Annotated in this window: 11 protein-coding genes and 1 pseudogene; 6 read left to right on the forward strand and 6 right to left on the reverse strand. The window is 42.0% G+C overall.

Annotation, left to right across the window (positions count from 1 at the left end; all coding sequences use genetic code 11):
- The first annotated feature begins 155 nt into the window (after positions 1–155).
- Entirely contained in the window at positions 156–515 is a 360-nt protein-coding gene (locus AAC852_RS03680) for a hypothetical protein (protein WP_340619864.1), read from the forward strand.
- Positions 516–807: 292 nt separating this feature from the next.
- On the opposite strand, the gene znuB is transcribed toward AAC852_RS03680, so the two are convergent.
- Positions 808–1,593: a zinc ABC transporter permease subunit ZnuB gene (gene znuB, locus AAC852_RS03685; protein WP_340619865.1), complete on the reverse strand. Its 786-nt coding sequence runs from the start codon at positions 1,591–1,593 to the stop codon at positions 808–810.
- The gene (gene znuC / locus AAC852_RS03690) at positions 1,593–2,348 is read right to left on the reverse strand and encodes a zinc ABC transporter ATP-binding protein ZnuC (protein WP_340619866.1); all 756 of its coding nucleotides are present in this window, start codon (positions 2,346–2,348) and stop codon (positions 1,593–1,595) included. The genes znuB and znuC overlap by 1 nt, the downstream gene beginning before the upstream one ends.
- Before the next feature lie 92 nt (positions 2,349–2,440).
- Here znuC and znuA point away from each other — a divergent pair, with 92 nt between their 5' ends.
- The 3 genes from znuA (at position 2,441) to lpxM (ending at position 5,880) form a co-directional block, all read left to right on the forward strand.
- A complete protein-coding gene (znuA, locus tag AAC852_RS03695) occupies positions 2,441–3,397 on the forward strand; it encodes a zinc ABC transporter substrate-binding protein ZnuA (RefSeq protein ID WP_340619867.1) in 957 nt (318 codons plus the stop codon).
- Positions 3,398–3,417: 20 nt separating this feature from the next.
- A complete protein-coding gene (gene mepM, locus AAC852_RS03700) occupies positions 3,418–4,755 on the forward strand; it encodes a murein DD-endopeptidase MepM (protein ID WP_340619868.1) in 1,338 nt (445 codons plus the stop codon).
- A 156-nt stretch (positions 4,756–4,911) separates the two neighbouring features.
- The gene (gene lpxM, locus AAC852_RS03705; protein WP_340619869.1) at positions 4,912–5,880 is read left to right on the forward strand and encodes a lauroyl-Kdo(2)-lipid IV(A) myristoyltransferase; all 969 of its coding nucleotides are present in this window, start codon (positions 4,912–4,914) and stop codon (positions 5,878–5,880) included.
- A 67-nt stretch (positions 5,881–5,947) separates the two neighbouring features.
- Here lpxM and AAC852_RS03710 read toward each other — a convergent pair whose 3' ends face one another.
- A complete protein-coding gene (locus AAC852_RS03710; RefSeq protein WP_340619870.1) occupies positions 5,948–6,271 on the reverse strand; it encodes an AzlD domain-containing protein in 324 nt (107 codons plus the stop codon).
- On the reverse strand, positions 6,271–6,936 hold the full coding sequence (locus AAC852_RS03715; RefSeq protein ID WP_340619871.1) for an AzlC family ABC transporter permease: 666 nt from the start codon (positions 6,934–6,936) through the stop codon (positions 6,271–6,273). The genes AAC852_RS03710 and AAC852_RS03715 overlap by 1 nt, the downstream gene beginning before the upstream one ends.
- A gap of 102 nt (positions 6,937–7,038) precedes the next feature.
- On the opposite strand from AAC852_RS03715, the gene AAC852_RS03720 reads away from it, so the two are divergent.
- Positions 7,039–7,587: a helix-turn-helix domain-containing protein gene (locus AAC852_RS03720; RefSeq protein WP_340619909.1), complete on the forward strand. Its 549-nt coding sequence runs from the start codon at positions 7,039–7,041 to the stop codon at positions 7,585–7,587.
- A gap of 64 nt (positions 7,588–7,651) precedes the next feature.
- Here AAC852_RS03720 and pyk read toward each other — a convergent pair.
- Positions 7,652–9,092, reverse strand: a pseudogene (gene pyk / locus AAC852_RS03725) (pyruvate kinase).
- Positions 9,093–9,269: 177 nt separating this feature from the next.
- The gene (locus AAC852_RS03730) at positions 9,270–10,118 is read right to left on the reverse strand and encodes a MurR/RpiR family transcriptional regulator (protein WP_340619872.1); all 849 of its coding nucleotides are present in this window, start codon (positions 10,116–10,118) and stop codon (positions 9,270–9,272) included.
- A gap of 393 nt (positions 10,119–10,511) precedes the next feature.
- Here AAC852_RS03730 and zwf point away from each other — a divergent pair, with 393 nt between their 5' ends.
- Positions 10,512–11,987: a glucose-6-phosphate dehydrogenase gene (gene zwf / locus AAC852_RS03735; protein ID WP_340619873.1), complete on the forward strand. Its 1,476-nt coding sequence runs from the start codon at positions 10,512–10,514 to the stop codon at positions 11,985–11,987.
- Positions 11,988–12,209 lie beyond the last annotated feature (222 nt).

Here is a 12,209-nt window from a genome sequence, read left to right on the forward strand (position 1 = left end):
TTTCTTTGGTGATTACTAATTAGTTTTTATGACTGGCTTTTATATGAGCTAATTTATCAATGTCATCCTTATTTTAATATGGCGCATTCAGATATCGTGTGGATAATATTTAGTCGATGCCTGAAAAGATTGACTTATATAAATAAGGGGGGGCTATGATAAATAAAAAAGTGAATGTTCTTGCAGGATTGTTTTTATCTCTGCTTGCTGGGGCCAGTATGGCTACGGAGAAAGCAGTAACTGAAAACCTAGGAGTTGTTTCGCCTGATAATTTCCACTGTACAAAAATAATGACTTCTGGGAATTATATAGGAAAATTGGATTATTTGATTTCTTTAGATCATTTGGGAACAAATGTTTATTGGTTTGTAGGATTAGAATCAAATGATATAGGATGTGTTAGTGTTGATGCATCAAAGGCAAGACATGCTGAAGTTGTTCACGATGCTTTTGTTCGAGGAAAAACCGTAAAAATTAAACTCGAAGGGCATTATATAAAGGCAATAGTATATTAATATGCTACAAACTTGCACGAAATGTTTTTTTGTCAAACCGGCATTTTAATAAAATGCCGATTTTTTACTTTTCTATATTTCAATAATTATTTACAGATGATCATTACAATGTAAAGAATGCCAAGGCTGATGGCAGCTTAGATACCTACGTTCTAATATTAATATCTTGTCGTGTCGATACTTTTTATTATCTTGAAATTTGGTCTTAAAGAAAAAGGGTCATCATCATTAAGATCATAACCCTTGTGTTTATCTAATCAGAGAATCGAGATTTTTCTATTAACTTGAATGATTAACTTCTTGCTTTACACGTTAAACTCAATGCAAATAACACGGCAGCACAAAGGACAACAGAAGGCCCTGCTGGTGTGTTATAAAATGCAGATAAAGCTAGCCCGCCAGTAACAGAGAGCATTCCTATACCAATGGCGAAAATTGCCATCTGTTCAGGTGTACGAGCGAAGCGGCGGGCGGTAGCGGCGGGAATAATTAACAGAGAGGTGATAATCAGTGCACCGACAAATTTCATTGCCAGCCCAATAGTCAGAGCTGTTACCAACATCAACAGTACTCGCAGCCGTTGAATTTTAATGCCATCCACGAAAGCCAGATCCTGACTGACCGTCATCGACAGTAAAGCACGCCATTGCCATACTAATAATCCTGCAACAGTTGCAACACCTGCTGAAATCATCCAGAGATCTTCATAAGTCACAGAGAGTAAATCACCGAATAAATAGGCCATCAGATCAACCCGGATGCTGGTCATAAAGCTGACAACGACTAGGCCTAATGACAAGGCGCTATGGGCCATAATCCCCAGTAAGGTATCAACAGCGAGTTGTGGGCGTTTTTCCAGCCAGACTAAAATAACGGCCAATATCAGCGTAACAGCAATAACAGCATAAAATGGATTAATACTTAATAAAAATCCGAATGCTACACCGAGCAATGATGCATGTGCCAGTGTATCGCCAAAATAGGACATTCTGCGCCAAACGACAAAAGATCCAAGAGGCCCTGCGGCAACTGCCAATAAAATTCCGGCCAGCCAACCCGGAAATAGTAGTTCAATCATTAACGTGGCTCTCCACCCTTTTTCAAAATAATTTTTCCTCTTAGATCATGATGATGATTATGATGATGGCGATAAACTGCCAGTTGTTCTGCACCATGACGACCAAACATCGCAATAAATTCTGGATGCATGGATACCACTTCAGGAGTACCTGAACAGCAAATGTGTTGATTAAGGCATAAAACCTCGTCTGTTTTCGCCATCACTAAGTGCAGGTCATGAGATACCATAAGGACGGCGCAATTAAGTTCTGTTCTGATTTGATTGATTAAATCATAAAGTGCTAGCTGACCATTCACATCCACACCTTGTGTCGGTTCGTCAAGAACCAGAAGTTGAGGATGATTGAGTAATGCTCTGGCAAGTAAAACCCGTTGGGTTTCTCCACCTGATAGCTTCTGCATGGGGTATTGCAATAAATGTGTAGCTTTAACTCGTTGCAAAACAGGGATGATATCTGCTGATTTAACACCCGGTTTTAGCATAATGAAACGTTTAACGGTCAAAGGTAAGGTGGGATCAAGATTAAGTTTTTGTGGGACATATCCTATCTTTAGCGTATGGTTGTGTTCAATAGTGCCGGAAGTTGGGTGAATTAAACCCAGAACGATGCGTACTAACGTTGATTTACCTGCTCCATTGGGGCCGATTAACGTTAGGATCTTACCTTGTGTAAGGTTGAAAGAGATATTGTTTAATACCTTGCGGCTACCAAATTTAACCGTAATGTTTTTTAGGGTGATCATAGTTGACATGTTACATAACAGACATGTTAAAAGTGTCTTGCAGAATCATTGGAATGTTATAATATAACATTTTTAGATTCAATGCATGGAATATTCATATTATGTTACACAAACCACAAAAATACGCGCATACATTTTTTCGTCAGGTAGCATTGGTTACTGTATTAACAATGGGTATTAATTACTCTGTTCAGGCAGATGTCGTCACATCTATGCGACCATTAGGTTTTATTGCTGCCGCGATTGCGGACGGTGTAACAGATACTCAGGTGCTTTTACCTGATGGCGCTTCTCCACATGATTACGCTTTAAGACCTTCAGATATCCGTAAACTTAATCAGGCAGATTTGGTTGTCTGGATTGGCCCGGATATGGAGACATTTTTAGCAAAGCCAATAGAAAAAATTGCACAGAATAAACAATTGGAATTGGCGAATTTACCTACTATCAAACCTCTATTACTGAAAAATAGCGAAGGTGAACATGATTCAAATGAATCGAATCAGCATGAACATGAAACCGATCACGAACATCACCACCACGGCCAATATAATATGCATATTTGGCTATCACCAGAAATTGCGCAGAAAGCCGCTCAGGCGATATATTCCCGGCTTGTTGAGCTATACCCTCAACAGAAACAACAATTAGAAGTAAACCTACGTAAATTCAATGGACAGCTTGTACAAACTAACAAGAATATTACCCATATTCTGAAACCCGTGCTAGGACAGGGATATTTCGTTTTTCATGACGCTTATGGTTACTTTGAAACACACTATCAGTTGTCACCATTGGGTGTTTTTACTGTGAACCCTGAAATACAACCTGGTGCGCAAAGACTACATTACATACGAACACAATTGGTTGAGCAAAAAGCAAAGTGTATTTTTGCTGAACCTCAATTCAGGCCAGCCGTCATTCATGCCGTAGCAAAAGGTACTAATGTGCGTATTGGAACACTTGACCCATTGGGAAGTGACATCGTATTGAATAAAGACAGTTACATGAAATTTATAACTCAACTGTCGGAGCAATACCTTGGCTGCCTGAATTAGTATAATAAGGAATTTTATTAGTGCAGCAGATAGTTAAAACTATCGTTCTGGTATATAACAACCTGCCTAAGCCACACAAGATCATGCTTGGTTCTTTGACTTTGGTTACTTTGGCTGTAGCTGTGTGGCGGCCGGTTGTTTATCACGAACAAGAAGAAAGAATGGAAAGAACGGGGCACATTATCCTCACAACTCCCGATAGTATCCCTAATGATAGTATCCCTGATGCGACAGATGACACGATAGGTGATGGTAATGAACAATTCTCGGATGAGGGAATTAGGGATGAGGAGAGTGGCACTGATACAACGGCAAATATTCCCCACCAGTATGTTGTTTCCAGTGGTGATACTCTAAGTTCTATTTTAAACCAGTTTGGTATAGATTCGTCTGATGTTGCTTTGTTAGCAAATCAAAATAAGGCGCTGCGTGATTTAAATATTGGTCAGTCATTATCATGGACTATTGACGATAATGGCAGTCTGAAAACGTTAACCTGGGGAGTATCGCGTCGTGAAACGCGTATTTATACCCGTGAGGGTGATGTTTTCAAAGAGACAAAGGAATATCAGAAGGGAGAATGGATAAATAGTGTCATTACCAGTGCTGTGGATGGCAGTTTCACGGGAAGTGCTTTGTCGGCGGGTTTAACCAGTAGTGAAGTAAGAGAAGTGACCAAAGCATTACAATGGCAGATAGATTTCCGCCGATTACGTAAAGGTGATCGGTTTTCTGTATTGATGTCCCGTGAAATGCTTGATGGGAAAAGTGAACAGAGCCAATTATTGGGTGTTCGTTTGCAAAGTGGCGGTAATGATTATTACGCGTTCCGTGCAGAAGATGGTCGTTTTTACGATAGTAACGCATCAGGTTTGGAACGGGGGTTCTTACGTTTTCCAACAACAAAACAATTCAGGGTATCTTCTCCTTTTAATCCTCGTCGCTTAAATCCTGTTACAGGACGGGTTACAGCCCATAAAGGGGTTGATTTTGCTATGCCTGTAGGGACGCCTGTTCTGGCTGTTGGTGACGGAGAAGTTATCGTTGCCAAGTTTGATGGTGCCGCAGGTAATTTCGTTGCTATTAGACATGGTCGTCAATATACAACCCGATATATGCATATGAGAAAACTGCTGGTGAGACCTGGTCAGAAAGTGAAGCGTGGGGAACGTATCGGTTTATCAGGTAATACGGGTCGTTCAACAGGCCCTCACTTACACTTTGAGTTTTGGGATAATCAGCAACCCGTTAATCCACTTACTGCAAAACTGCCTCGTTCGGGCGGATTAAGTGGTAAAGAACGTGCGGAATATATTGCGATGGTTAAAGAGGTTAAACCGAAACTGTCGTTGAATTGAAAAGTTCAGGTTACTAACACATAAAGCGGATGATTGGTATCATCCGCTTTATGTTATTTTTGCTGAAAAAGAACATACTTGAGAACGAATATATTAGGAAAAAATACATTGAAAGCGGGTATTGGAAGTCTATGTTGGAACCATCAGAGTTAGCTCATGAATAAAGAGAAAGATACAGATAGTAAATTGGGTTACATCCCAACGTTTCATTTATCTTATTTGCATCCTCGTTATTGGGGGCTTTGGGCTGGTGTAGGGATATTAGCGGGGTTGGCTTATATCCCGGTTAAATGGCGTGATCCCTTTCTGGCCAGAATGGGTATCTGGGCAGGAAGAAAGGCAAGAAATGCCCGGCGAAGAGCGAAAATTAATCTCCTGTATTGTTTTCCTGAACTGTCGGAACGGCAGCGAGAAATATTAATCGATAAGATGTTTGCTACCGCACCACAATCTTTTGTCATGCTGGCAGAACTTTATTTGAGAGGTGCAGTGCCTACGCTTAAGCGAACTCAGTGGCATGGTGAGGAGATCATTCACGCGTTAAAAGAGCAGGGTAAAAATGTGATTTTTATGGTTCCACATGGTTGGGCGGTGGATATTCCTGCTATGTTATTGGCCGCTCGTGGTCAGACAGTATCAGCAATGTTTCATCATCAGAGCAATTCGGTAGCAGATTATCTGTGGAACAAGGCTCGCTACCATTTTGGAGGACGTCTTCATTCTCGTGATGCGGGAATAAAGCCCTTTATTGCATCAGTACGTCAAGGATTCTGGGGGTATTATCTGCCTGACCAAGATCATGGCGAAGAACACAGTGAGTTCGTTGATTTTTTCGCGACTTATAAAGCAACGTTGCCTGCTGTCGGTCGTTTGATGAAAGTTTGTAAGGCTGCCATTGTTCCTCTGTTTCCGGTTTATAATTGTGAAACTCACCAGTTGGATATTTATATTCGCCCACCTATGGATGATATCGCAGAACAGGATGATGCTTATATTGCCCGTCGCATGAATCAGGAGTTGGAAGAGTTGGTAAAGCCTAACCCTGAACAATATACCTGGATATTGAAACTACTCAAGACACGGAAAGAAGGGGATATCGAGCCTTATAAAAGGAATGATCTCTGATCTGGTCATTGAAAGGGGCAGTATATTGCCCCTGAATTTTTACATCTTCTTCAAGTACATGCACTTTTTAGTTTATTCCCGCATAGCGTAGTAGTGCCGTTATGAGCGCGGCTGCCAGAATCACTACAATCAGTGGTACTTTTCTCCAGGCAAGAAATACGGCAATAGCAACACCTAATACGCGTGCCATACCAGCAAAATATTCACCTTCGTAGAAAGTGGCAGCAAGTGCTACAGAGAACAACAACGTGGTTGCAGCATCGGAAAGAAGGGCCTGAGAACGTTCAGATAATGCAAGTCTGTTCCCCAATTTTGCTCCACCGAAGCGCATTAAATAAGTGCCTAGCGACAAAATCGCAATGCCAATAATAATCAGGGTATAGTTTGCCATTATTTTTTCCTCGTCAGTAAGCCCAGTAGTGACAGTAATATCGGTAAGCCCACTGGTGCAAAAGGTATGGCAGAGAGCGAAATTGCCGCGCCGCTAGAAGCGCGAATAAGCGAGGTTTTATTTTTGAATGAAGGGATTACCATTGCTAGCAAAATTGTCGGAAAAACAGCGTCCAGGCCGATAGTTTCTGGCGCAGGAATAAATTTGCCAACCGTACTGCCAATTAGAGTACCGAGTGGCCAGAATATGGCGACACCGATACCACATAGCCAATATGCGGCCTTACGTTGTTCGGGAGTTGCTTGTGACATTCCAAATACCACGCTTTCATCGTTCATAATATGGCAGCCTAAGAACTTTGCCATGCGATTTCCGACTAATTCGCGCACAGCCACCCCAAAGGGTAAATGGCGGGCATTCACCAGTAAACCCGCTGCTGCCGCTGCGAGTGGATTACCACCGCTGGCAACAATACCAATAAACATAAATTCGGATGCTCCTGCCAACACTAATATAGATAAGGCAATAGGAACCCATAACGGAAAACCATAAGCAGTAGCCAGTGAACCGTAAGAAACACCAACCACACCTACCGCCAAGCAAACTAGAAATATCGCTTTTTTAATGTCTCCTTTCAGACAGGAGAAGAAATGGTGAGTAAACATCTATTTTTCCCATATCGAACTAAATTTCATTATAATGAACAAAATGAAAATGCAAATCAAGACGAACATTTTGTTCGTTTTAATGAACATTGGAGCCATAATATGACACAGCCAATCAGCATAATAGCGAAGAGTTTAGCTCGAGAGCGTGCACGCATTGGCCTTTCTCTGGCAGAGGTTGCCCGGCGTGCAGATATTGCAAAATCTACGTTGTCACAATTGGAAGCGGGTAACGGGAACCCCAGTCTTGAAACACTCTGGGCATTGTGTGTAGCGTTGAATATTCCTTTTGCCCGTTTGCTGGAGCCACAAAGTAACAAAACGCAGGTGATTAGACGTGGTGAGGGCACTAAAATAACAGCAGAGCAGGCAAACTATCAGGTAGTTTTACTGGCAACTTGTCCACCGGGCGCACGTCGTGACATTTATCTGTTGATGACTCAACCGGGAGCAGATCGTATTTCTAAACCACATCCACCGGGTTCGGTGGAGCATATTATCATTACTAAAGGCCGGGCATTCGTCGGGCCAACAGCAGCACCAGAAGAATTAAATGAAGGTGATTACATCTGCTATCCAGCAGATCAAGAACATGTGTTCGAAGCGTTGGAGCCAGATACACAGGCGATTCTGGTAGCTGAACAAAATTAATACATTCTGCGCGCTACTTTTAGAAGCGCGCAGAATAATTTTCTTAACTATTTAATTCACTTTTTTATTCTACTTCAAGCACCCGGCAGGTATTGGTACTGCCAATAGTACCCATTTGATCCCCTTGAGTAACCAGCACCAAATCTCCGGAAGTTAAATAACCTCTATCACGCAGGCGGCTGACAGCTTCACTTGCTGCGGCGATACCATCAATGTGGTCGCTACAATAAACCGGAGTAACACCACGGTATAATGCAGTGCGATTCAGGGTGGATTCATGGCGTGACATGGAGAAAATAGGTAAGCCGGAACTGATACGAGACATCATGCGTGCTGTACGGCCTGATTCGGTCATGGCGATAATCGCTTTGACGCCTTTTAGATGATTAGCTGCATACATGGCAGACATCGAAATAGCTTCTTCAATGCTGTCGAATGTGATATCTATACGGTGTTTGGATACATTGATACCTGGCATTTTTTCTGCTCCCAGGCAGACTTGAGCCATTGCTGCGACAGTCTCAGCCGGATATTGACCTGAAGCAGTTTCCGCAGACAGCATCACCGCATCAGTACCATCAAGTACAGCGTTGGCGACGTCCATAACTTCTGCGCGGGTTGGCATCGGGTTGGTGATCAGATTCCATCATCTGGGTCGCTGTGATTACGACACGATTCAGTTGACGGGCACGACGAATCAGCTTCTTCTGAACACCGACCAATTCAGGATCACCAATTTCAACACCTAAATCGCCACGAGCTACCATGACAACATCTGATGCCAGAATGATTTCGTCAATAATTTCATCGTTGCTGACAGCTTCAGCGCGCTCAACTTTGGCAACAATTTGTGTTTCGCAACCGGCATCACGTGCCAGACGTCGGGCATAATTCAGATCTTCAGCAGAACGAGGGAAAGAAACAGCAAGATAATCAACCCCAATTTTCGCGGCAGTGATGATATCTGCTTTGTCTTTTTCTGTCAGTGCTTCGGCGGATAAACCACCACCCTGTTTATTGATGCCTTTGTTATTGGAAAGAGGGCCACCCACAGTAACTTCTGTAAAGACTTTCATGCCCTGAACATTCAGGACTTTTAACTGAACCCGGCCATCATCCAGTAACAGGATATTACCGGGCGTCACATCGGATGGTAATCCTTTATAATCAATTCCGACTTTTTCTTTATCGCCTTCGCCTTTGCTTAAATTAGCATCAAGCAGGAACTTATCTCCGACATTCAGAAATATTTTTCCTTCTTTAAAGGTAGAAATACGTATTTTGGGACCCTGGAGATCACCAAGGATAGCTACGTGGCAACCCAAACGAGCTGCAATTTCCCGCACTCTATTTGCGCGCTGGATATGATCTTCTGCTGTGCCATGAGAAAAATTAAGGCGGACAACATTGGCTCCCGCATTGATCACTTTCTCTAAGTTGTTGTCACGATCTGTAGCAGGGCCAAGTGTAGTAACGATTTTAGTTCTTCTGAGCCGTCTGGACATGTATTAACTCCGTTGACCTGTGAAGTATGGATTTTTGGTTACCGTAAGATAACCATGCAACTTTTTTGATCATCAACCCCACAATATAAATGATACTGACGGGGATAAACTTTCCATTATGCTATCAGGCTGGAGAGTTGATAAATAGTGAACAAAAACACAGTCTATTTTTCTGCCTTAGTCATGCTTATCAAATCGCGAATCTCGTAATGCTTCTTTGACTTTCTTCAAATTATCTCGGAATTTTGAGCCCCGGCGTAATGTAAAACCCGTTGCCAGCACATCAATGATGGTAAGTTGAGCAATTCGGGAAACCATGGGCATATAAATATCAGTATCTTCGGGAACATCTAACAGAATAGAGAGGCTGGCTTCTTGTGCCAGCAGTGAGCCTGTTGAAGTGATGGCGATGACAGTTGCGTCATTATTACGAGCCAGTCTGGCAAGGTCTACCAAATTTTTAGTACGGCCTGTATGGGAAATCAGTACAACAACGTCACCTTCAGTACTGTTGATACAGCTCATCCGCTGCATAACGATATCATCAAAATAGCTGACGGGGATGTTAAAGCGAAAAAATTTGTTCATGGCGTCATGTGCTACGGCAGCAGATGCCCCTAAACCAAAAAAAGAGAGTTTCCTTGCCTGTGTCAGTAAATCAACGGCTCGGTTAATGGTTGTGATATCTAGATTACTTTTAACTGTTTCCAGATTAGCCATTACCGATTCAAAAATTTTATTGGTATAAGATGTGACGCTGTCACTTTCTTCTACATTGCGATTTACATAAGGCGTGCCATTCGCCAGACTTTGTGCCAGATGTAATTTGAAATCAGGAAAGCCTTTGGTATTCAGGCGATGACAAAAGCGATTAACTGTAGGTTCACTGACATTCGCTATTTTTGCCAGAGTGGCAATGCTTGAGTGGATGGCAGTATGTGGTGAATCAAGAATGACCTGCGCAACCTTTTTTTCAGACTTACTCAAAATATCAAGACTATTTTGGAGCTGTTCTAGTGTATTCATAAGACGCAGTTCAACCTCGGTTTTAACGATTTCATTAACAGGAGAAATCTATGTAATTTTCGTGAAAATATACTACTTGTTACTGAAAGCTGGCAGAGGGAAAAATGAATAACTTGATATTTTTCATGAAAATATGACAAACATCTAACTTTCAACTTGGTAAGATTACTTCTTATGCGTTGTAAATTTTCAATTAATTGCCGCTTTCCGATACAAATATCATTCATAATACAATATGAAATATAAAAATTTTTGCACAGAAAGTAGGGAAATGAGATCTATGCAAGCCAGCATAATCGAAGAATGAGGTGTTTACTGCATATAATCAAAAGAGTACATTACCTGCGAGTTTTGTAAAAAAATTACAATATCCCGTAATTGAGGAGATGCAACATGGCGGTGACGTCTACAGCTCAGGCTTGTGATTTGGTGATTTTTGGGGCGAAAGGAGACTTAGCACGCCGGAAATTGATGCCTTCCCTTTACCAGTTGGAAAAAGCGGGTTATATCCATCCGGATACCCGAATTATCGGGGTCGGTCGCGCTGACTGGGATAAAAAAGCTTATATAAAGGTAGTTGAGGAAGCATTAACAACATTTATGTCTGAAAAAATGGATGCGGAATTGTGGAAGAAACTCAGTTCACGTCTGGAATTTTGCAATTTGGATGTTAATGAAACAGAACATTTCACCCGGCTGGCGAAAATTCTCAATCAGGATAAATTGCCAGCTATTCATTACTTTGCTATGCCGCCCAGTACATTTGGTGCAGTATGTCATGGATTGGGGGTTGCGGGATTGAATCAAGAACCCAATCGTGTTGTGATGGAAAAACCACTGGGTACAGATCTCGCCTCTTCCTGTGCCATTAATGATGAAGTAGCAAAGTATTTTAATGAAAATCAGATCTACCGGATTGACCACTACTTGGGTAAAGAAACGGTATTGAACTTGCTGGCGTTACGTTTTGCCAATTCTCTGTTTGTTAATAATTGGGATCATCGCACGATAGACCATGTGCAAATCACCGTTGCCGAAGAGGTAGGTATCGAAGGACGCTGGGGTTATTTTGATCAGGCCGGTCAGATGCGCGACATGATCCAGAATCATTTGCTGCAAATCTTAACTATGATTGCTATGTCACCTCCGTCTGATTTGTCCGCAGATCGTATTCGTGATGAAAAAGTTAAGGTACTGCGTTCATTACGCCGGATTGATCAAACCAACGTGCGGGAAAAAACCGTTCGCGGGCAATATACCGCTGGTTTCGTGCATGGCAAGAAAGTGCCGGGTTATTTGGAAGAAGAGGGCGCCAATAAGGCCAGTAAAACAGAAACATTTGTCTCAGTTCGTGTTGATATTGATGACTGGCGTTGGTCAGGGGTTCCTTTCTATCTGAGAACAGGTAAGCGTTTACCGGCAAAATGCTCTGAAGTTGTGGTTTATTTCAAAGAGCCGCCATTGAATCTGTTTGCTGAATCCTACCAACAATTACCGCAGAATAAACTAACGATCCGTTTGCAGCCAGATGAAGGTATTGATATTGAAGTACTGAATAAAGCGCCTGGGCTGGAGCACAAACATCGTTTGCAGACAACAAAACTTGATTTGAGTTTCTCTGAAACATTCAATCAAACCCATCTTGCCGATGCTTATGAACGCTTGCTATTGGAAGCAATGCGCGGTATTCAGGCGCTATTCGTCCGTAGGGATGAAGTGGAAGAAGCCTGGAAATGGGTTGATTCCATCATGGATGCTTGGGCAGCGGATAATGAACCACCAAAACCTTATCAAGCAGGAACCTGGGGACCAGTTGCTTCAATTGCCATGATCACGCGCGATGGGCGTTCATGGAACGAATTTGAATAATACATTGTGTTTTTACTATCTATATTATCTGACCGTATTCACGGTCAGATCCTATCTTGGTCTACTCTTCTTCAATCTCTCGAAACTAATTATTTTAAAATAATAATATAATGTTATTAATTGCTTGATTATTAGCTGAAGAGATTTTTTTCACTGAGGGTGTATTAACCAAGTGGAATAATCGGAGTGGGCATTATCGTCCAAGAAAGTCTCCTGTATTAG

The organism is Xenorhabdus siamensis, assembly GCF_037996745.1.
Taxonomy (GTDB): Bacteria; Pseudomonadota; Gammaproteobacteria; order Enterobacterales; family Enterobacteriaceae; genus Xenorhabdus; species Xenorhabdus indica.